23 protein-coding genes and 1 tRNA gene are annotated in these 20,492 nt (G+C 55.7%); 11 read left to right on the top strand and 13 right to left on the bottom strand.

Annotated elements, in window-relative coordinates; genetic code table 11:
• Positions 1-38: 38 nt before the first annotated feature.
• The 5 genes from ACR0AM_RS02485 to ACR0AM_RS02465 form a co-directional block, all read right to left on the bottom strand.
• Entirely contained in the window at positions 39-2,405 is a 2,367-nt protein-coding gene (locus ACR0AM_RS02485; protein ID WP_480622027.1) for a VirB4 family type IV secretion/conjugal transfer ATPase, read from the bottom strand.
• A complete protein-coding gene (locus tag ACR0AM_RS02480; protein ID WP_480622026.1) occupies positions 2,395-2,673 on the bottom strand; it encodes a VirB3 family type IV secretion system protein in 279 nt (92 codons plus the stop codon). The genes ACR0AM_RS02485 and ACR0AM_RS02480 overlap by 11 nt, the downstream gene beginning before the upstream one ends.
• 7 nt (positions 2,674-2,680) lie before the next feature.
• Positions 2,681-2,971, bottom strand: coding sequence for a TrbC/VirB2 family type IV secretion system protein (locus ACR0AM_RS02475; RefSeq protein ID WP_114885057.1), 291 nt, complete (start codon positions 2,969-2,971; stop codon positions 2,681-2,683).
• The gene (locus ACR0AM_RS02470) at positions 2,971-3,549 is read right to left on the bottom strand and encodes a lytic transglycosylase domain-containing protein (protein ID WP_480622025.1); all 579 of its coding nucleotides are present in this window, start codon (positions 3,547-3,549) and stop codon (positions 2,971-2,973) included. The genes ACR0AM_RS02475 and ACR0AM_RS02470 overlap by 1 nt, the downstream gene beginning before the upstream one ends.
• A gap of 64 nt (positions 3,550-3,613) precedes the next feature.
• Complete coding sequence (locus ACR0AM_RS02465; protein WP_480622024.1) at positions 3,614-3,940, bottom strand: hypothetical protein; 327 nt, start codon at positions 3,938-3,940, stop codon at positions 3,614-3,616.
• A gap of 163 nt (positions 3,941-4,103) precedes the next feature.
• On the opposite strand from ACR0AM_RS02465, the gene ACR0AM_RS02460 reads away from it, so the two are divergent.
• Together ACR0AM_RS02460 and ACR0AM_RS02455 are read left to right on the top strand one after the other, a co-directional pair.
• Positions 4,104-4,382 (top strand): hypothetical protein, encoded by a 279-nt coding sequence (locus ACR0AM_RS02460; RefSeq protein ID WP_480622023.1) that lies wholly within the window; start codon positions 4,104-4,106, stop codon positions 4,380-4,382.
• 144 nt (positions 4,383-4,526) lie between these two features.
• Entirely contained in the window at positions 4,527-5,375 is an 849-nt protein-coding gene (locus tag ACR0AM_RS02455) for an OST-HTH/LOTUS domain-containing protein (RefSeq protein WP_480622022.1), read from the top strand.
• Positions 5,376-5,710: 335 nt separating this feature from the next.
• Here ACR0AM_RS02455 and ACR0AM_RS02450 read toward each other — a convergent pair whose 3' ends face one another.
• Positions 5,711-5,923, bottom strand: a complete 213-nt coding sequence (locus tag ACR0AM_RS02450) for a helix-turn-helix domain-containing protein (RefSeq protein WP_108800502.1) — start codon at positions 5,921-5,923, stop codon at positions 5,711-5,713.
• Positions 5,924-6,122: 199 nt separating this feature from the next.
• Between ACR0AM_RS02450 and ACR0AM_RS02445 the strand changes: the two genes are divergently transcribed.
• Positions 6,123-6,722 carry a hypothetical protein gene (locus ACR0AM_RS02445; RefSeq protein ID WP_480622021.1) on the top strand — a complete coding sequence of 200 codons (600 nt, stop codon included), beginning with the start codon at positions 6,123-6,125 and terminating at the stop codon, positions 6,720-6,722.
• Here the strand turns inward: ACR0AM_RS02445 and ACR0AM_RS02440 are convergent.
• Positions 6,719-9,565 (bottom strand): UvrD-helicase domain-containing protein, encoded by a 2,847-nt coding sequence (locus ACR0AM_RS02440; protein ID WP_480622020.1) that lies wholly within the window; start codon positions 9,563-9,565, stop codon positions 6,719-6,721. The two genes, ACR0AM_RS02445 and ACR0AM_RS02440, sit on opposite strands and share 4 nt — an antisense overlap.
• Positions 9,566-9,623: 58 nt before the next feature.
• Complete coding sequence (locus tag ACR0AM_RS02435; protein WP_480622019.1) at positions 9,624-9,944, bottom strand: Arc family DNA-binding protein; 321 nt, start codon at positions 9,942-9,944, stop codon at positions 9,624-9,626.
• An 84-nt stretch (positions 9,945-10,028) separates the two neighbouring features.
• Here ACR0AM_RS02435 and ACR0AM_RS02430 point away from each other — a divergent pair, with 84 nt between their 5' ends.
• The 3 genes from ACR0AM_RS02430 to ACR0AM_RS02420 all read left to right on the top strand — a co-directional run bounded on the left by ACR0AM_RS02430 (position 10,029) and on the right by ACR0AM_RS02420 (position 11,466).
• Complete coding sequence (locus ACR0AM_RS02430) at positions 10,029-10,223, top strand: Arc family DNA-binding protein (RefSeq protein WP_480622018.1); 195 nt, start codon at positions 10,029-10,031, stop codon at positions 10,221-10,223.
• 23 nt (positions 10,224-10,246) lie between these two features.
• Positions 10,247-10,438: a hypothetical protein gene (locus ACR0AM_RS02425; protein WP_027259529.1), complete on the top strand. Its 192-nt coding sequence runs from the start codon at positions 10,247-10,249 to the stop codon at positions 10,436-10,438.
• Positions 10,439-10,518: 80 nt separating this feature from the next.
• Positions 10,519-11,466 (top strand): site-specific integrase, encoded by a 948-nt coding sequence (locus ACR0AM_RS02420; protein ID WP_480622017.1) that lies wholly within the window; start codon positions 10,519-10,521, stop codon positions 11,464-11,466.
• A gap of 68 nt (positions 11,467-11,534) precedes the next feature.
• On the opposite strand, the gene ACR0AM_RS02415 is transcribed toward ACR0AM_RS02420, so the two are convergent.
• A tRNA-Cys gene (locus ACR0AM_RS02415) sits at positions 11,535-11,608 on the bottom strand.
• A 224-nt stretch (positions 11,609-11,832) separates the two neighbouring features.
• On the opposite strand from ACR0AM_RS02415, the gene ACR0AM_RS02410 reads away from it, so the two are divergent.
• The 3 genes from ACR0AM_RS02410 (at position 11,833) to ACR0AM_RS02400 (ending at position 14,861) form a co-directional block, all read left to right on the top strand.
• On the top strand, positions 11,833-12,486 hold the full coding sequence (locus tag ACR0AM_RS02410; protein WP_480622016.1) for a protein-L-isoaspartate O-methyltransferase family protein: 654 nt from the start codon (positions 11,833-11,835) through the stop codon (positions 12,484-12,486).
• A gap of 94 nt (positions 12,487-12,580) precedes the next feature.
• The gene (locus ACR0AM_RS02405; RefSeq protein WP_209503355.1) at positions 12,581-13,999 is read left to right on the top strand and encodes a TolC family outer membrane protein; all 1,419 of its coding nucleotides are present in this window, start codon (positions 12,581-12,583) and stop codon (positions 13,997-13,999) included.
• Between the two features lie 73 nt (positions 14,000-14,072).
• A complete protein-coding gene (locus ACR0AM_RS02400; RefSeq protein ID WP_480622015.1) occupies positions 14,073-14,861 on the top strand; it encodes a hypothetical protein in 789 nt (262 codons plus the stop codon).
• 3 nt (positions 14,862-14,864) lie between these two features.
• Here the strand turns inward: ACR0AM_RS02400 and ACR0AM_RS02395 are convergent, their stop codons facing one another.
• The gene (locus tag ACR0AM_RS02395; RefSeq protein WP_480622014.1) at positions 14,865-16,322 is read right to left on the bottom strand and encodes a cobyric acid synthase; all 1,458 of its coding nucleotides are present in this window, start codon (positions 16,320-16,322) and stop codon (positions 14,865-14,867) included.
• A 162-nt stretch (positions 16,323-16,484) separates the two neighbouring features.
• Positions 16,485-16,805 (bottom strand): DUF6280 family protein, encoded by a 321-nt coding sequence (locus tag ACR0AM_RS02390; RefSeq protein WP_037310273.1) that lies wholly within the window; start codon positions 16,803-16,805, stop codon positions 16,485-16,487.
• 219 nt (positions 16,806-17,024) lie between these two features.
• Between ACR0AM_RS02390 and efp the strand changes: the two genes are divergently transcribed.
• On the top strand, positions 17,025-17,588 hold the full coding sequence (gene efp / locus ACR0AM_RS02385) for an elongation factor P (protein ID WP_480473482.1): 564 nt from the start codon (positions 17,025-17,027) through the stop codon (positions 17,586-17,588).
• A gap of 53 nt (positions 17,589-17,641) precedes the next feature.
• Here efp and ACR0AM_RS02380 read toward each other — a convergent pair whose 3' ends face one another.
• Together ACR0AM_RS02380 and ygfZ are read right to left on the bottom strand one after the other, a co-directional pair.
• Positions 17,642-18,583 (bottom strand): ABC transporter transmembrane domain-containing protein, encoded by a 942-nt coding sequence (locus ACR0AM_RS02380; RefSeq protein WP_480473481.1) that lies wholly within the window; start codon positions 18,581-18,583, stop codon positions 17,642-17,644.
• Between the two features lie 106 nt (positions 18,584-18,689).
• Entirely contained in the window at positions 18,690-19,433 is a 744-nt protein-coding gene (ygfZ, locus tag ACR0AM_RS02375; RefSeq protein WP_480473480.1) for a CAF17-like 4Fe-4S cluster assembly/insertion protein YgfZ, read from the bottom strand.
• A gap of 73 nt (positions 19,434-19,506) precedes the next feature.
• On the opposite strand from ygfZ, the gene ACR0AM_RS02370 reads away from it, so the two are divergent.
• Positions 19,507-20,181, top strand: a complete 675-nt coding sequence (locus tag ACR0AM_RS02370; protein ID WP_480622013.1) for a TIGR04283 family arsenosugar biosynthesis glycosyltransferase — start codon at positions 19,507-19,509, stop codon at positions 20,179-20,181.
• The last annotated feature ends 311 nt before the right edge of the window (positions 20,182-20,492 follow it).

Here is a 20,492-nt window from a genome sequence, read left to right as displayed (position 1 = left end):
CTGTCAGGGTCAAAAGGGTGAGGGTTAGAACGCACAGTCTACGCATCAATCTGTCTCCAAAAATCGGGGTTTTGGCGGTAATCCGCGCCGACCAGCGCTTCGCCTTTTTCCATGCCACCAAGGATCGTGAGGTAGGGGCCAAGGGCGCTGAGATCAGCGTCGATCACCACCGAACCTTGATCGTCACGCACCAGCGCCAGACGGGAGTTGCTGCCCGTTCCGAGCAAAACGCTCAGCTCTTTGTCAGTGAGGCCCAGCATGGTGTAATCGCTGGCCGAGGCGCGGATGTTGGGCATCAGGAGCTGCGTCGGCACAGCCTCGACAATCGTCTTGCCGGTGCGAGTTTTCTCAAGTTGGCTTGCGTATTGGGTCATCATCACGACAACCGCGTTTTGTTTGCGCGCCGTGACCAGCCAGTTACTGAGCCGATCCGCGAAATACGGGTTGTCGAGTGCCTTCCAGGCCTCATCAATGATGATCAACGTCGGCTGGCGGTCTTCGATCACGCGCTCCACCCGCCGAAATAGGTAGGACAGGACCGCCATGCGTTCTTTCTCGCTTTCGCTGTCGAGAATCCCGGTCAGGTCGAATCCCACCACATCACCATCGAGCGAGAAGGTGTCCTCAGAGCTTTGACCGAAGATCCAACCGTAGCGACCATCAGCGGTCCATTCCTGAATCCGTTCGAACAGATCCCCTTCGTCCGCCCCGGCCACAAAGAGGGAGGCCAGGTCTTGCCAGTTGCGCAGGGCGGCATCGCTCGCCCCGGCGTTCTGGCGCACCACTTCTTGGATGCGATTGATCTGAACAGGGCTCAGGGGCTTGTCGGCGCGATGCAGCAGCGTGGCCAGCCAATCGGAGAGCCAGGCTTGGCCGCGCCCGTCGATTTCAGTGCGCAGTGGATTGAGGCCGGTTGCTTCACCCGCCTTGATGGCGCTGTAGCGCCCGCCATTGGCCCGCACGGCCATTTCCATTCCTGCGCGGTAGTCAAACACGAACACGCGCGCTTCGCAGCGCCGGGCTTGGGTCATGAGGAAGGCCGACAACACCGACTTGCCGGAGCCAGGTCGGCCGAGGATCAACGTATGTCCACCGGTTGGCTCTTTGTCTGGCTGACCCGCCTCATGGCAGTTGAACAAGAAACCAGATCGTTCAGGTGTCGGGAAGCGAGTGATCGGCTTGCCCCAAGGCACTTGGTGGCCAGGTTTGCCCAGTTGACCGCGATGCAGCGCTGCGAGGTCGGCAAAGTTTGTGTTGGTGATGCCGGCCTTGCGGCTGCGCATTTGACCGTTGCCCGGATGCTGCGCGAAATAATGTGTCCGAGCCGCAAAGCTCTCATTCACCAGATTGACCCCTTCACTGGCCGCGATATTGCGCACCTCGGCCGCGATTGCTTCCAGCTTTTCCTCGGTCTCGGCGAAAACTGTTACCGTCATGTGATGATCGCCAAAGCTGAGGCGCTTGGATTCAAGATCGTCCAGCGCGCCGACCAGTTCTTCAGCAAGAGAAATCGCACCATCATCACTGGCCTTCATTAGGCGCTGTTGGCGCTTGATCCGGCTGGCCATGATGTTGCTGTTGATGGGAGTGAAGGAATGCGTGACGACCATGTCGACCGGCAGGTTCAGCTCATCGAACATGGTGCAGCTGGTTTTGGCTGGGTAAGTCTTGATCGCAAAATTGGTGCCAAACCGCTTGCCCGCCGTCCCATCGTCCAATGTGAAGCCTCGCCCCTGAAACGTGACGCGCGTGTTGGCCACATCCTCAGCAACGATGCCAAATCGCGATTTGGCGAAGAGCGGTCGTTCCTGTCCAATATTGAGCGCCCCGAGGAACCCGAGTAACTCGCCATTTTCGGCTCCAAGCAAACGTGGGTTCATTGCTGCAAAAGACGACAGCAGAAACCCGACGACCTCCTCGAGCTTGCGCAGCTGCTTGGCTGTATGGTTTTTCAGCTGTGCGATGGAGTCAGAACGTTTGAGGCGCAGCCGCGCGCCGAGGGGCGGGCGTTTGAGCACTGTGAGCGTGAGCGTCTTGTCCCGCAGACCTGCCCGCGCCATCGCCGTTTGCCAACGGGTATCCAGCGCGTGGGCAAACCCTTCCTCGCGAACCGGTGGCAAGGCCGTCTCGATCGCTTTTGAAACCTTGTGTACGTAGAAACTGTACTCCGGCCCGATCTGCGCGATGATTGCAGCGAAGAGCGCGCGGATCTTCTCCAAATGTGCGTCATCGCTGGTCATGCTGTTGACCCCATCAAGGCGAATGCACTGGAACAGCGCATTGCCGCGTGTGCGGATCGTCACATCATTCACCAGGCTGACATAGGGCAGCATGCTGGCCATAGGCCGCTCTTTGTGCGCCCAGTCCGGCAGTACGGCAAGATCATCCGAAGGGTCATGGAGCATAGCTGTCCCCCGAATGGATCTTGCGGTTCGGGGTTGGCGGCGTTTCCTGCAAGGCGGTGACCATCACTTCGAGAAAGGCCGGGTCCCAGTCAGCGGCTTTCCACAGCGCAGGATAGGCCAGAGCGGCAATGATGATCACCGGCCAGCTCTGGACCCACAGAAACAGCAACACAAACCCGAAGAGCCAAACCATGGCATACATGATCGGCAAGCCGATGAGCTTTGGCGGCCGGACCAGACCGAGGAAGAGGCGGGTTTGCGTTGCCATGCCGAATTTACGCGCCCCAGATGGCGGTCACGATGGTCGGCGCAGCAGCAATGCCTGCGATTGCGACCAGTACCCAAAGAGCCTGGCGGAAATCCAGAATGCCAAAGAGCCAGGAGAGGAACACGCCAATCAGGGCCAGGGTGCCGATCACAATGCCCAAGGGGCCGGTGATCGTGTCGACAATGCCTTGAAGAAGGTTCTGCACCGGGGAGAGATCGATGCTCTGTGCAAGGGCCGGGTTGGCAATCATCAAACTGGCCAGAGCCAGCGACAGGATCGTGCGGAATTGAATGTGCATCAGGAGGCTCCAGTCAGTCGATCACGCACGGCCATGACGCGGCGCACGTGATTTTGGGTTTCTTGGTAGGGAGGAATGCCGCCATAGCGTGCGACCGCGTCGGGCCCCGCGTTGTAGGCAGCGAGCGCGAGTTCGGGCGTGCCGAACTGCGCCAGCATCATTAGGAGGTAACGGGCAGAGCCATCCAAATTGGCTTGCCAGTCATGCGGATCCACGCCGAGCTGTGCGGCCGTCGCGGGCATCAACTGACCGAGGCCGATCGCGCCTGCGGAACTGCGTGCATTCGGACGATAAGCGCTTTCGATCTCGATATTGGCTTGGAACAGTGCCTGCCATTCCGTCACCGACAGACCCGCGCGACGCAACGCCGGGTGCCCGCCATAGCGATGCGCGGTTCTTTCAAGCGCTGCGAGGACTTCAGGTCGGGGAACTGCGCGGGTGGGTGCAGGAGGGGGAGCTTCAGGCTCAGGCGCTGCAAAAACGATCAGCTCTGGCGGGTTTGCGCCAATCCCGTCGACATAGGTTTGGGCAAAACCTGATTGGGGGGATTTGGTTTCCAGCTGGCCATCGGCCCGCATGGAAAGCACGAAGCCTTCAGAATAGGCAGGGCCAGCAAGGAATGCTGCGAGGACGGCAAGTAGCTTAGCCCGCGTCGTCCAACGTGTGAGAGGCGATCTTGCCTTCGAGCATCGGGATTGAGACGATCGAAACACCAAGGCCAGCAAGGAAGCTGGATAAGCCGTTGATTGTCTTGAATTCTCGAGCTGCCATGTTGTTGCGTGCGGTGACGAGCAGGCGACGGGTCTCGCCATCAGGCGAGACGCAATGCACGGTCCAAACTCCGGACCACTGAGCACCTGTACGTTTGGGCGTAACCCGGCACACAACATCCGCCGAATGACCCTCGGCAAGTAGTGTGCGCAGCCCGTCTTCACTGAGAACATTGGGGGCGTCTTGCATCAAATTCATAGGATCGAGCCTTGCAGAATTGTGCATTAGCCCGGCAGTCCCTCATGGACTACCGAACCGATACAATATTATAATCTTGCAATCAATAGGTGCAATTTGAGTTGTTGCGCCCTTCATGCGTTGAAACAAATTTACTGCAACGGAGTGGCTGAGCCAAGATAATATGGGGCTTTTGAAACCAACATGCGTGGTTATGGTCGTTCTGAGCTGGGGATCTGCCGCGATCGCGGGCAGTTGTTTGCCGCCTGCGCCGCCGTGGATGCCGACCGATGCCGATGACGTGCAGGCCTATGCGGATCTGTTGAAGCGCGATGCGGAGGCTTATTTTGCGGATGTGGTGAATTATTTCCGTTGTCAGGATCAGGAGCGACGGGAGGTGTTTGTGCAAGCGCGAGAATTTAGCGAAGCATATGCGCGATTGCTAGAATTGGAAGCTGAGTAGGCATCACTATCAAACCTCTCAGGCTTGTCCGGGTGGGGTTTGGGAATGTCTAGCGACAACCATCTGGCCGAAAACAAAAAGTGGGATCATCTGTAATGTCGGTGTTAAGTTGGCTGGACGGGTTATTTTGACTAGGTGCTTTAAATGGATGTACCGCTAGAACGCGAGCTGGACGCGCACCAGAGGGAGGTGCAGCTTTTTCTGGGAAAATGCATACTGCGGCTTCAACAATACGAGCAGCTCATTAAAGCTATCGTGGCAGATCACAAAGTATCAGGGCTTGCCCACAGCATAGAGCAAGTTCGAGCGGCGAGAGCGGAGGAAACCGCTCGTAAGACACTTGGCTCGCTGGTTGGTGAGCTTCTCGGTTCTTATGTGGTTCCCAGTGACGAAAGTGCACCCAAAGATACATCCTCGAGCTTGCCTGAAGATGAAGCTTGGATTGCCCTAGGGACGCAATTGAGTCTTCCAGCTTCGGAATTTGCGAGAATAAATCAGGAGCTCAAAGAGCTTGTAACCTTACGCAACGATTTGGTTCATCACTTTTTCGACCACTTTGACATGCAAAGCGTGGATGGCTGCGTTGTGGCTAAAGAGTCCTTGAGCGTGTCGCTCAACCGTATCGAAGATCATTTCCAGCAGCTGTCGGAGTGGGCCAAGGATATGCTTCGAGTGCGCAGGGTGTTGTCTGACGTGATCCAAACTGACTCATTTAGAGATAAGGTATTCAACGGTGTTTCCGAAGACCAGGCGCTGGAATGGGAACATAATGGCATTGTCATAGCACTAAGGGAGGCATTTTCGGTTCTGTCGGTTGACGGGTGGGCATGTGTCGACGAGGCTGGTAGATGGATAGCTGCACGGAATCCCGAGCAAACTCCAGCGAAATACGGCTGCAAAAGTTGGCGCCAGGTTGTACATGAGGCGTCCATTTTTAAGCTAAAGTATTTTGAAAAGCAGGGGCGGCGATCCGCGTTCTTTCAAGAAAAATAACGTGTCAAAGATCGCGTGTGCGCTTTGCGGTAAATGTAGGTTTGGTCGGAAAATCACATCATTCTGAGGGTGTTCCAAGGGTGGGCTCGTTTGGAACGCGCACAAAAGCGCCCAACGTTGCGGAATGCTAGAGACGCCTTTGATGACCTAGCGGGTCTATCGGCGGTTTTTTCCAGGGGACTCAGATGTTTTCGGCGGGTATTTATCGTATAGTGCAGCCTGTGTCTCGCCGTTGTCCCACTGGTAAAGAAAGCCGATTTCTTCGCCTGTCTTGATGCACGTAATGCGGCCGATGGCTTCGGCCGTTGTGCGAACACTCGTAATTTCGGGCAACATCAGCCCCTCTTGTTAAATAACTCTTTTGGGTCGACTTCGAGAGCAAGCGCGATACGCTCCAGAACATCGACAGATGCTGAATTCTTGGCGAGTTCGATCTCGCTGATATAGCTGCGATCCACGTCGGCAGCCAACGCTAGCTGTTCTTGGCTCAATCCTCTGGAACTTCTTATATTCCGGACATTTAACCCTACTCGTTCCCGTAAATTCATGGCCTGTCATCGGCCAAACAACGAGGCTCTCTCTACGGAATATATTCCACAAAACGCGCGAGAGCTGCTCTCGGCGGTTGCTCGCATATGGTGTGAAGGCAAAGATTGGAAGAATGTTGCAATACTATCCTTATGATAACAAAAGGAGTTGATAAGCATGGTGAGTAGGTTGTTTAAAAACTGGTTCAGTGCATTGGTCATGGCTGTCTTGGCAAGCTGGGCTCCACAGACCGCGAAAGCTTACCAAGTTGACTGCGCCATTCTGCTTTGCCTGGCTGGTGGGTGGCCCGCGTCAGCAGAATGTGCCCATGCCCGCGCCGTGTTTATCCGTCGGATCACGCCCTGGCCGATTGAGCCGCCTTTGCAAATCTGGCGCTGCCCTATGGGTGTTTCTGAGCGCGCGCCGTTGCAAAGTATGGCCCCGAAAGTCTGGGAGGCCAGCAACCAGAATGGTCAGATACTCGGCCAAGTCATTCTGGCTCAGGTGGTTGAAGGCGGTGCCGACATCGACATCAGTGGTCTGGAATTCGATTTCGTGCGCTCGATCCGTGTCTGGGATGTTCGACACTACAGTTATCGCGAACGTGGTCGCGACGATGATTGTTCTGAGAGCTACAACATGCGCCTCGGGACCTATGGCACGCAGGGCGAATTCGGTTGGCAGCGCACGACACCAGCTGCTGCCCCGCAATGGGTTCTGCCGTCACGGCGCTGTTCGTCGTCAAATTGGCGACGAGGCGTCGGTGTCGAATGGGAAGATCACGAAGGCAACCACGGATATGAGTGGGTGGCCTACTAATGCCTAGAGCCCCTTTTTCCGTTCCCGTTTTGCCGTTTGGTGATTTGTGCTGTTGTTCGACAACGAGGGAAGGAAGAGCACCCAAGGAAAGGTTCGTCGTTTTGCCCCATTCGGAGAACCATGGTGCCTTGATTGCATGTTGGGCATTTCGCTCCTTCAATAATGGGTTCTTTTAGTCGAATGGATTTCACCGCTGAAGCACTGCCTCTACCAATCGAAAGTAGTCGCTTGGTATAATCACATTCTGGATGCGCGCTGCACGCTTCAAACGGCCCAAATCGTCCGGTCTTTTGGCTGAGTGTGCCAGCCCCGCATTTTGGGCAGACCTTCAACGTAGCCTTTTCACTTTTAATCTCGGTGTGCCCGTTTTTCGCGAGCTCGATGACAAATCTCGAAGGCTTGTCCTGCAATGTGTAGATGCGCGTTTGTCGGCGGGCGCGTGTCAGGGCAACATAGAAAAGGCGGCGCTCCTCAGCCAGTGGGAAGTCATCGGGCTCTGGCATCGCGAGCTGCAATGCAGGGTCGTCAACGATTTGGCTTGGAAAACCCATCAAGCCTTCGGTGACGTTGAGAAGCATCACATAGTCAGCCTCGAGGCCTTTTGCGGCATGGGCAGTAGAATAACTGAGCTCAAGTTGATCGCCATAGGCGCGCTTCCAGCTGTTGAAGCTGGCGGGCTTATCCTTGTGATAACGGCCCAAGAGCATGATGGTGATTTTGTTGCCGTCGGGAACGTCAAGCTGGCCATTTATGGCGGCACCATGCAGCTGCCTAAGATCTTTCTCGATGCGCTCAAGAGCGCCACTCATCGTCTCAGCTGCAAATGTATGAAGTCCGGCTCTTTCATACGTGTTGGTGGTTTCAACGGTCTTTCTTATTTGCATGGGATTTTTCTGGATGAAGTCGCTGGATGCTTCGCACAAAACCTGAGGGCATCGGAACGTTTTGCTTAGTGTGAGCTGTGTAGCGTTCGGGAATGTTCGGTCGAAACCGGTCATGACAGAAATATCGGCACCAGCGAAACGGTTGATCCCTTGCCAGTCATCGCCAACAACGCACAAGCTTGCCGAAGTCCCTGCGCTTTCTTTTAGGGCTTTGAGTAAACGCAACTTAGCCTGAGAAACATCCTGAAACTCGTCCGCAAGAACCATGTTGAAGGGGCTTTGATATGTCCCTTCTTTCAGGTGCTTGATTGCATCGAGCAACATGTCATCGAAATCGATGCAGTTTTCGACAGCAAGACGCCGCTGCCATTCCTCGGCGACCCTTTCGTAAAGTTTAACGAAGCGCGTTAGCCGGTCGCGGTGGCCACGCTCATGATCAGCAATCTTCTGGTACAAGTCCCTCGGGCTCAGTCCATTGCTTTTGACATGCTGCTGGAAGGCACGGATCGTCGAGGCTAGTTGCCTGGTTGGAATTGGCTCTTGGCCGTTGGATTTGCGGTTTTCGTCGAACTCCAGAACTTCGCCTTGTTTCTCCAGTTCGGATTTCAGCCGATCTAGGTCGTTACCGTTTCGCAAGCCATGCGAGGTGGTTTCGAATAGCTGGGTTCCTTTTTCGTCGTGTAACTCCCTTTTCCAGAGGACACCCGAAACATAATCGCCGGAAAAATGGGCCGGTGCCTTGCCATGCGCGTCAAGCGCAAAATGCTCGTGGTACAGGTGCAAGTGGGGGTAATAAAAGTCAGGATGGTATTGGGAGTGCGCTTCTGTGGCAGTGTCGTGTTCGTATGCTCGTTCGTACTCATATGGCACGCCGTGGTAGAAGAGAAAATCGCAGATCATGCGCTCTTCTTGGCTCTTAACCAGTTTCCCGTCTGCAGTTGGAATGCTGCCTTTACCTATGACGTCGGTTTGCGGTTGTTTGAGTTTGTCCCACTCATCAATGCCGCGACCGTAGACCGTTCTGAACAGATCCCAGTCAAGCCGGAAGCGGGGATCGCGTTGGCGAAGATCTTCTACAATTTCTGAGATGGCTTGAACGTCTTTGCCTGGTTCAACCCAGTCAGCCAACCTTGGCTTTCGTCCTGTGCTTTTTCCGATTACCTCCAGGCCGAAAGCATTGAATGTCTTTACATTAATGCGTTGAACATTGGGAAAATCACCAAGGCTTTCTTTGATACGAGCTTCCAGTTCGTCCTTTACAGATCGGTTGAACGCAAGAATCAAAATCTCCTCAGGTGGGACCAAGCCTTCCTTTAGGGCATACCCGACACGTGCAACGATAGTTGATGTTTTACCGGATCCTGCGGCGGCAACGATTTGAAGCGCGTTGTCCATGCAGATACAGCAATCCATTTGCTCATCGGTGAGCGGGTTCCGCTCGATTGACGAAAAAAAATCGCTCAACCGTTCTTTCTGTTTTTTCCCAAAAGCGGCGTTAGCCGCATCAAACTCCTTTGCAAGAGCCTTCTGAAAATGCGGATACTGCGAAGTGGGTTCAGCTTCTTCGCTCCCGTTCTTAAATGGTGGAAAGCGTCGGACAATGTTCTCGGCTTCACCTTTGGGGATCCATCTGTTCGGTTCAATGGATGTTGACCAAGCGCTGCGCCAATCTGAATACTCTGAACCGGGCCCAATTGCTGGGACTCTCTTTGGAACGACCCTCGTTGAAGGGGGGGATCGCTCCACTTCATGGTCGCCACCGCCCCAGCCATTGATTTTGTTGAACCAGCTACCCAACGCCACTGTGATAGCAAGAACATGCGGCATAGCCGCGATCAAACAAATTGGATTGAGGCAAAAGCCGAAGAATAGAAGTTGATTGAGGACCATCACAACTATGAAGGTCCAAGTATAGGTTGAGGCAACGTGTTTCGTGCGCTGCCAAAGTGTTTTGGGCATTTTTCTCTCGGCAGATTCTAGAGGTTAAACGTTCAATTCGCCAACCGTTGCCGCCTTTCTAATTGCTCTGATTAATCGCCTCCATCCGAGCGGTAATGTCGCTCGCGATGCTCTCGTACAGCGCCGCTTGGCGCTCTCTCGCTGAGCCCGGTTTAGGCGTTCTGCGTCGTATTCTTTTGGCAAGCCAGAAAAGAAGCCTTGCAGCAGGATCGGTGACGTTTTCCGGTACAGGGGCTGGATAGTTTTCTTCGAGGAGGGCGACGACCTCAGCATTCATGCTGCGATGGTTAGCCTCAGCCGCGAGGCGTATTCGATCGCGCAGGCCGTCTGGCAGACGCACGATGAATTTATCCTGATTTTGAGAGCTTTGTTCTGGCATAGTGGCACTGTGCCATAAAAAGCAATTGACGCAATAGTGGCTAAGTGCCACTAACAGGTTGTGGTTTCAACCTGGAGGCGTTTCATGAAAAGTCGTAAACCAATGCAGCTTCGGCTTCCGCAAGAGCTCAAAGAGTGGATCAAGGCGGAGTCAGATCGCAATGGAAACTCCCAAAATTCAGAAGTGATCCGCGCCATTCGCGCGGCGAAAGACAGGCGGTCCACACTCGGATCAGTTGGAAATATCAATATGGATCAGGTTGATAGTGCGCGTTGTTAACGATTAAGAGAGGTGTCGATCAGATGACCAAAGCAAGTGTGCAAACAAAGGCGAGACAGGCTGCCTCGGCCTTCATCCGCGAGGCGCGGGAGGCAGGTTGGCAGCGGGCAAAATTTGAGATCAAGCCTGATGGCAGTGTCATCGTCGATGCCAACATGGTCGCGCCAGAGGCGGCAGACGACTTTCTCAACAGTGACTTGAGAATGGGCGAATGACTCGCAAGAGCTTGCCCAAATACGTCTACAATGACCGGGGGTATCTCCGGTTCATCCGGCGTTCGCGCGGTATCTCGGTCATGATGCACGAGGAAGCGGGCACGCCGGAATTTTGGGATCATTACAATCGCCTGCTGAAAGGAAAACCAGCGCCTGCGCCGGTCAAACGCAATTTTGAGGCGTTGATCCTTAGCTACTACGAGAGCGACGCCTACAAGAAGCTGAAGCCCCGGACGAGATCCGACTATCGGCGGTACATCAGCCACATTCGTGAGATCTGGGCCGACAAAGACCCGGCCAGGATCGAAACCCATCACATTTATGAATTGCACCGGGCCAATGCGGATCATTGGCGGCAAGCCAACTATCTTGTCCAGGTCATGGTCGTCTTGATGAATCACGCCCGGTTGATCGGCTTCATCAAGAAAGAGCACGGCAATCCGGCGAAGGGCATTCCGCTTTTCAAGCAGCAGAGCGACGGCTGGGAGCCTTGGCCAGATGATGTTCGGGCCGAGTTCGAAGCGCTGGCTTCAAAGAGGGCGCGGCTGGTTTATGAGCTTTGCGTTGGAACAGGTCAGCGTATTGGTGATGTCGTGAAGATGAAATGGGAGCATTTCTCCGATGAAGGTTTCGATTTCACGCAGGGAAAAACCGACAAGCCGTTGTGGATCCCGCTCACCGACCGCTTGAAAACCCATCTCGACGGGCTCGCACGAACGGACGGCACCGTTGTGACCGACGCCAAGGGTCGGCCAGTGAGCTACCGTATCGTTGCCGAGGAAATGCGTGCCATCAAAAAGAAGATGAAGCACGAGAAGGCGAGCTACTACAAAACGCACGGGCTCAGGAAAAACGCGACAATCGAGCTATATCTGGCGGGGTGTGATGACGAGATGGTCAAAGCCGTCACCGGTCACTCTGGCGTTGAGATGCTGAAAAAGTACGGTGGGCCGATCCGGCAAAGAGAGCTGGCGAAGCGCGCTCAAGAGGCAAGAAATCAAATGGAACGAAGCAAGACCGAAACGTGAAAGTTTCAACGGTTGTTTCAAAAATGGCAGTAGAGGAGAGAAAGGATGACGCAAGTCATTGATTTTATTGGAGGCGAGTACCGGAATCGAACCGGTGTACACGGATTTGCAATCCGCTGCGTCACCACTCCGCCAACTCGCCTTTTCAAGTAAAATCAAATACTTGCTGTGGTGTAACTGGGTTTTTAACAGCTTTCCTCGGGGGCGTCCAGTGGATTGCGTGCGAATTTGCCGGCAAGACTGAAATTTGCCGAAGTCCATGCCCAAGAAGGTGATCACGATTCAGGTTGCGGCAACAGGGGCGTTGCTGGAAGGTTCAGGATATGGCACAAGCCCGACATCTTTGGGAATGAGACGAGATATCCAATGACTGACTTCGCAGCCCGGCGCCGCACAATGGTTGATACACAGATCCGCCCCTCTGACGTCACCAAGTTCCCGATCATTGAGGCTATGCTGAGTGTTCCGCGGGAAAGCTTCGTACCCGATTCTCAACGCGAGGCGGCCTATGTGGACGGCCTGATTGATCTGGGTGGCGGGCGCAGCATGCTGGAGCCGCGGACCCTGGCTAAAATGCTGGACGTGCTGAACATATCCAAGGATGAGATGGTCCTCGATATCGCTCCGGCAATGGGATATTCCACGGCTGTCACCGCACGGATGGCTGAGTTGGTTGTGGGTGTTGAATGCGACGAAACCTTTGCAGCCGAGGCGCAAAACCTCTTGGCCGAAGCTGACGTGCACAACGCCATCATCCACGTTGGCGCGCTGGAACAGGGTGTGGCGGAACACGGCCCCTATGATGCGATCATGGTGCAGGGCGGTGTCGAGCAGGTGCCCGATGCCCTGTTGGATCAACTCAAGGACCACGGTCGGATCGTGTGTCTGTTTGTCAACGGCAACCTGGGTACCGTGCGGATCGGTCGAAAAACCGGTGGTCGCGTCAGTTGGCGTGATGTGTTCAATGCCAATGCGCCGGTTCTGGAAGGTTTTTCGGCAGAGTGTGCATTTTCGCTATAGTCCGCCGATAGATTTTTCTATCGCCTTGATTAGTTGAAAAGAAGGCCGCAAACTGCCTGTAGGGCAGTGTAATTTCGTTTGAGAGGATTTTGGTATGCGTGGTTCGGCGACAGGTAAGCTGGTCAGGGCGTTTGCTGTGACCGCAGGACTTGCCATGAGCGTGATGCCAGGGCGTGCAGCGTGGGCAGACAACATAACGGATGCGTTCATCGGCGCGTATAACACCAGTGGTTTGCTTGAGCAGAACCGGGCGTTGCTGCGCGCGGCGGATGAAGATGTGGCCATTGCGCTTTCTGCGTTGCGGCCAATCATCAACTGGACCGTGCAGGTCAGCCAGGATTACACCCGTTCGCGGGTCAATAATGTCGTCACGACAAACGAGCCGTCGCGGTTCTTTTCGGGCCTGACGCTGAGCCAGCTTTTGTATGATGGCGGCGCGTCGGTGCTGGGCAAGCAGTCGGCGCAGGAAACGGTGCTATCGACCCGGCAAACCCTGATCGATATCGAACAACAGGTTCTTATCCGCGCAGCAAATGCCTATCTGGGCGTCCTGTTGCAGGAAGAGACCGTGGCGATCCGCCAGAACAACGTGGATGTGTCGGCAGAGGAACTTAGGGCGTCGAATGACCGCTTCGAAGTGGGCGAAGTAACCCGGACGGACGTCGCATTGTCCGAAGCGCAGCTGGCAAGCTCTCAGGCGGATCTGGCTGTGGCACGCGGTGAATTGAGCATTGCCCAGGCCGAATACGTGAACGCGGTCGGAAAGGCACCGGGGCGAACGGCTGGCCAGCCGAGCCTGCCCAATCTGCCGCGTTCCGAAGCTGAAGCTGTGAACCTGGCGCAACGCAACCACCCGGCCATTCTGTCGGCGCAGCATCAGGTCAGAGCGTTCGATCTGGTCGTGCAGCAACAGCGGGCCAACCTTGGTCCGAATGTCAGCCTGAATGCCGATGCTGGCGTGTCCGAGCGCTATGACAATAATGACTATGTGAACGACGCGACCGTGTCGCTGAACTTCACACAACCGATCTACGCAGGTGGCCGGTTGGCGGCAAATGTGCGCCGCGCAATGGCCAGCCGGGATGCCTCGCGTGCGAATCTTCTGAACGTTCAAAAGAACATCACGCAGGGTGTGACCGACCGGTATGCGGCGTTTCAGGCGGCCAGCGCTAGTCTGAGGGCGTCAACCGAGCGCGTTAACGCCTCGCAGGTGGCATTTGATGGCATCCGGGAAGAGGCGACTCTGGGCGCGCGAACAACTCTGGATGTATTGAATGCACAGCAGGATTTGCTGGATGCACAGCTGGCGGAAGTTGCTTCGCGCACCGAACGGTCGCGGGCTGCCTATCAGTTGTTGCAGGCGCAGGGCCTTCTGACAGCCGAGCGTCTTGGGCTGGCGGTGCAAATCTATGATCCGACTTTGTATTACAACCTGGTCAAGAATGCACCTGCACAGGTCAGCAAGCAAAGCAAGGATCTGGATCGTGTTCTCAAAGCGTTGCGCCGGGACTGATCGCCAATACTATTTGTTGTGAGGCACGGATTGTTTGGCTACACTTGATCCAAGGATAGAGCGGTAGAGAACAATGTCTGATAATGTCGTGAAAGCAGGGATCGAAGACGTTCTGTCTTCGGTCAAACGTCTGGTCAGTGAAGACAGTCGTGATAAATCCGTCTCGGATCAAACGACTAAGGCACGCAAGCCGGGGCGGCTGGTGCTTACCGATGCTTTGCGGATCAGCAAACCAGATCAGTTAGGAGTGATTCCCGCTAAAGCTGTATCCAAAGCCGAAGTTACAGATGCCGCCAAGCCGATGTTGCTGCGAACCTGTGACATCGTTCAGACGGGTCAACCCGCGAACGCCGACGAGGACAAGCCAGAAGCAGCCGAGACGAAACACGCCCCGTCGGATGATGCTGCAATCAGCCTGAGTGCAAAGATCGAAGCGTTGGAAGCGGCCATTGCACAAACAGAAGACCAGTGGGAACCGGACGGTGACAGTCAGGATGCATATTCGGGAACACCGTCACATGCGCTGCCATGGGATGTCGAAGAAGAATTTGCCGCTGCGATGTCGATTGATGCCGCTGGAGGCGATGAACCAGAGGCGGCTCAGCAGGACGAAGGTGCACCTTATCAGGCGGAATTCATCCGGTCGTCTCAGGCTGTTGTGTCTGATGCTGATGCCGAAGAACCTGATTCCGACGAAAACGTCAGGACGATCGACATGGACGAGGACGCTCTGCGCACCCTGATCGCAGAGGTTGTCCGCACCGAACTGCAAGGAACGATGGGCGAGCGAATTACAAGAAATGTGCGCAAGATGGTCAGACGAGAGATCGCCCGCGCTCTTGCGGCTCAGGATCTGGAGTAACGATCAGCTGCGGTGCGGGGGCTGCGCGAGGCTGAGCAGCAGATCAAGGTCCATGTGGCGCTCCAGATGATCGGCCAGATCGTCCAGCGCCTGCTCGACGCCATCTTCATAGGACAGGTCCGAGGTCACGCCTAACGCTGACAAATACCGCGCCCGGAATGCGTCGGACGAAAAGATACCGTGCAGATAGCTTCCCTTGATCCGCCCGTTTGCGCTGGCCGCGCCTTCAGGGCGGCCTTCGACCTCAAGCCATGCATTGGCGCAATCCGGTCCGTCTGTATGGCCCATGTGGATTTCGTATCCGGTGACCGGCTCGCGGTCCGGCAAGGCATGGGCCTTACGCAGGACAACTTGCTTTTGTCCTCCCATGACCGTGTCTACATCCAGCAACCCCAACCCTTCGACCTTACCCGGTCGACCGTCTACGCCATCGGGGTCGGAAATGGTCTTGCCCAGCATTTGAAAGCCACCACAGAGACCCAGAACATGCCCGCCGCGCCGAACATGACCGTACAGGTCGATGTCCCAGCCTTGTGCACGGAAATAGGCCAGATCTCCGATGGTGGATTTGCTGCCCGGTAGCAAAACCAGATCGGCATCGCCCGGCAATGCGCGTCCGGCCGGTATGATCTCGACACTCACACCGGGTTCGGCCGACAATGGATCAAGGTCGTCGAAATTCGCCATCCGTTCAAGCTGTGGCACAACAACCTTGCATGTGCCGCCTGTGTGAGAGCGGATGTCCATCATATCTTCGGCCGGAAGCTTCCAGGCGTCGTGAAACCATGGCACAACCCCCAGACAAGGCCACCCGGTAAGAGAGGCGATGTCATCGCGCCCTTCGTCAAAAAGGGACACATCCCCCTTGAACCGATTGACGGCGAAGCCCCGAATTCGCGCAAGATCACCCTCATCCAGAACCGCCTGAGTGCCAACGATCTGTGCGATCACACCGCCGCGGTGAATGTCGCCGACAAGTATAACAGGTATATTCGCAGCGCAGGCAAAGCCCATATTGGCGATGTCACCCTTGCGCAGGTTGGTTTCGGCCGGGCTGCCCGCACCTTCGATCAGAACCAGATCCGCATTGCTGCACAGTCGGTCAAAGCTTTCCAGTGCGGCGCTTAGCAGCCTGGATTTATCCTTTCGATAATCACCGGCTTTCATGGTGCCCGCGCGCTGCCCCTGAACGATGATCTGTGCGCCGGTATCTGTTTCAGGTTTCAGCAATACAGGGTTCATATCCGTATGCGTCGCCCGCCTTGCCGCCCGTGCCTGAAGGGCCTGTGCGCGACCGATTTCCCCCCCGTTTTCCGTAACAGCAGCATTGTTCGACATGTTCTGCGGCTTGAAGGGCGCAACCCGAAGACCCCGCCGTGCAAAAGCCCGCGCAAGCCCCGCCACCAGAACGGATTTTCCGACATTGCTGCCGGTGCCTTGAATCATGATGGCGCGAACCATGGATTGTCTCCTACCTGTCAAGGCGCAGATGACCTGATTTGGGCGGGCAGGGGAAGCCCCGAACTCACCTTGACGCCCGGGATCGGGATTGTGGCGGTATACGCATAGAAAAACGCGCTCTGATGGCAGAGCGCGTTTTTTCTGAGTTGAAACAGCCTTCGATCAGGCAGCTTCAGCCTGCTGAGCGGCGTTGCGACGCTCGCTTTCTTCACGCGACAGCGCGACCGAGGTCCGCACGCCACGGCCAACGAACTCCATCAGTCCGCTGACAACCCGTTCGTTCGGGTCGATTCCCGCGCAAGACAGCACTTCGCGTCCATCGCGCGAGCGCGCCCAACGGGCGATTTGTTCCGGACCATTGCCATATTTCTTGTCATCGGCAATGGCGTCATCGAGTGCGGCCAACACAACGGCCGCGAAAAGTTTGCGAGCACGATTGCCTTGTTCGTTGTTAAAGGCAGTGCCGTCAACGAAATCTCTCATCTCGTCTTCCTTGTTTTTCTTGCTCTTGCAATTTTCGGCGTGACGGTCCTTATGACCGATAAAGTGCGATTCGGATACAGCTAATATGCATAGTTGCGTTGCGTCACTTGCATATCTCGCTGCACCTGCAGCACTAGGTTTGGTTGTCTTGTCAGGTATGTTCCCGCCAGATATAGGAGGCGCAACTGACGCATCAACCGTTTGTGAAGGATTTATGTAATGCCCAAGATAAATGGGAACGAAATTCGCCCCGGCAATGTGCTTGAGCATAACGAAGGCCTTTGGGCCGCGGTCAAGGTTGACCATGTGAAGCCCGGCAAGGGCGGCGCTTTCGCGCAGGTCGAACTGCGCAACCTGCGCAATGGTTCAAAACTGAACGAACGGTTCCGCTCAGCTGACAAGGTTGAGCGTGTGCGCCTTGAGCAGAAGGATCAGCAGTTCCTGTATGAAACCGATGGCATGCTGGTCTTCATGGATGCCGAAACATACGAACAGATTGAATTGCCAGCGGATTTGCTGGGCGAGCGTCGTCCGTTCCTTCAAGATGGCATGACGATTGTTGTCGAATTCTACGAAAGTGAAGCGCTGAACGCGACGCTGCCGCAGAAAGTGACCTGCAAGATCGTCGAAACTGAGCCGGTCGTAAAAGGTCAGACCGCCGCGAACTCGTTCAAGCCTGCAATTCTGGACAATGGCGTGAAAGTCATGGTGCCGCCGTTCATCGGTCAGGATGAAATGATCATCGTGAACACCGAAACCATGGAATATTCCGAACGCGCGTGACGTTTCGTCGCTTTTAATATCAGACCGCGCAGACAGCCGCTGCGCGGTCTTTTTTATGCACTGTTGCGGTACCGGTAATGCGCGGGGTCCGGGCCGAATAGTTCCAACATAAGTTCGTATTTGATGCGGTTGGCACTGACTTGTCTGTAAAAGGCGATCAGGAACGCGGTCGGGCCCTGTATCCGGCCAAGCCCGCTGGTCGCGGCCACCACTGTGCCGACATCGGTCTTGCCGTGCAGCACCAGATAACCGCCCAACATCAGAATACCGACGGTTCCGGCGCCATTGATCACGCTCAACAGGAACTTGGCCGAAAGCTTCCAGAGAAACATGCGCCGTCGTGTGTCATAGATGTCGTCGAACAAGGCATTGATATCCTGCTCGACGGCCTGAATATCTTCGGTGGTCAGCCGGTCAGTGGCGCTGCGCAACAGGCGGACGCGTTCGGCAACGAACGTGTTCACTTTGCGTTGTGACACCAGAACGATAATGATCTGCGGTACAATCATGGAAAACGCGATAAGGCCAAGGCCTGGCTGCGTTGAGGATATGTATCCGATCACGCTGATCAGCGTTCCGACCTGAACCACCGGGTCCGAGAATGCGCCCCCGGCAAACTTGCCCAGCTCCTCAGCCTCGGCCGAGATGGCGGTCGTCATGGTGCCCTTGCGCAGGTTTTCACCCGTTTCCTTAAGGTCGGTCGCGCGCCAGAGCAAGCGTTGCCGGATCAGCCGGATCATGTCTTCGCCCAATATCCCTGCGCGAAAACCCAGAACCCATTTCAGGGCGAGGCTCAGCAGGATGACAATCATCATGCCGATGCCCAGCAGAACCAGCTTTTCGACGTGAAGATCATTGGACGTAAGGTGGTTGACGATATCGCGCTGAAATTCAAGCGGAACAGCGGCAAGCGCCGCAATGGCAATGGATAACAGGATGAGGATAATCTGCCGCCCGGCGCTGGCGCGCCAAATCGCGGAATAAAGCTGAAACATGCGGGTATCCGTGTTGCCCCTGTGCCGACACATTGGCAGGGCTGGGTAACGGGTTCAAACTTTATGAAACATACGGCGGATAAGGCCGTGCCGATTTGGCAACAAGTTACGCTTGGTCCGTCAGGCGAACCACGACGTCTTCGGCCAGCATGTCAGCACTCGCACGGTCAAAGCGCAGATACGCGATTCCTTGGCCGCCTGATTGCGTGAACAGGGTGCCGACGGGTTTGCCGTTTGCGGTAATCTCAGTCCCCGCCGGAACCGATCCTTCGACAAAGACCCGCCGCAAGCCTTTGCGCAACTCGGTCTTGTGCTTCATGCGCGCAGTCACTTCCTGACCGACATAGCAACCTTTTTTGAAATCCACACCATTCAGCGTCTCGAACCCGGATTCGAGGATATAGCTGTCTGGCGTCAGTTCAGCGCCCGCCTCGGGGATGCAGTGTCGAACACGCAGCGCGTCCCAGTCGGTTCCGTCATCGCCTTCTGGGGCTGTCGAGTAATCGCGCCAACCCATATCCGGATGACGGGGGTCGGGCAGGGCAGTGTCCGGTGCTGGCCCAGTGCCGCGTTGCAGATGTAGATCCGTGCCTTCGATCACCACATCCGCACGGAGTTTGTACATGTTCAGGCGCTTGATCAGGTCATCTGCAAGTGGCTCGGCCACGTCCAGCAGCACGCCACCGTCATCGCGTTTCAGAAAGAAATCTGCCAGATACTTGCCCTGTGGTGTAAGCAGTGCGGCATAGACCAGCCCATTGCCCAATCCCTGAACGTCATTGGTTACAAGGTCCTGCAAAAAGTTTTCGGTGTCCGAGCCGGTCAGGCGCAGGATGCGGCGGGTGGGCATGGCTTGGTCCTCGTCATTGCCTTTGGCCTCGTGATATAGGAAGTCTCGCAGCCAAGACCAGAGGTTATCGGACGTGCCCGCACCCGTCACTGTAGTGATTCCAACCTTGAATGCCGCCGGTTCCTTGCCTGCGTGCCTTGAGGCCCTGATGGAAGGGGTGCATTCCGGGCTGATCCGGGACCTGATCGTCAGCGATGCAGGCTCAACTGACCAGACGTTGAGAATAGCAGAAGATGTTGGCGCGCATGTCATTAGAGGTGAGCCATCGCGCGGCGGTCAATTGCGCCGGGGGTGCGCGCATGCTGATGGAGACTGGCTTCTGATCCTTCATGCAGACACCGTGTTGCAAGAGGGATGGGCCAAGAGCGTAAGCGCCCATCTGCCATCTAACGCACCAGCGGCGTTTCGGTTGGCTTTTCGCGCGCGTGGGCTTGCGCCAGCTTGGGTGGCCGGATGGGCCAATTTGCGCAGCAGTCTGTTCGGTTTACCGTACGGAGATCAGGGGTTGCTGGTTCCGCGTAATGTCTATCTGGCGGCTGGCGGGTATCCGGACCAACCCTTGATGGAAGATGTGGCGCTGGTGCGCGTTTTGCCACGGATCAAGATACTCGGGTCGCGTGCCTTTACGAGCGCGGAGCGCTATGAACGGGCAGGTTGGTTTCGGCGGGGCACGCGGAACTTGTGGACACTTCTGCGCTATTTTCTGGGGGTTGATCCACAGGTGTTGGCGCGGGGCTATCGGCATTGAGCTTCGTGCGTAACTCGACCAAAGATTTTCCCAATCGAAATGGGGCCGCAAAGCTAACAAGACAAAGCGCCACGATTTGTAGCACCAGAATATGGGCGTTGTCCTGCAGGTATTCCCATTCGTTCTTCAACTTGCCGACCTGCTCGATCAGGTCGTCATAGCTTTGTGCCAGGATCTGATAATCTCCGGCAATTGCGGGCACCTTACGGCGCATGTTGTCGATGGCTACCTGAGTTTTGTCGTCCAGGGACGTGAATACGAGGAACTGGTCGATATCGAAAGCATCGGCTTTGGCCGTCATATCCCGTAGC

Source organism: Ruegeria sp. AD9 (genome assembly GCF_056542305.1).
The sequence above is the reverse complement of the archived record's forward strand: the minus strand, read 5'-3'. Positions and strand labels throughout refer to the sequence as shown.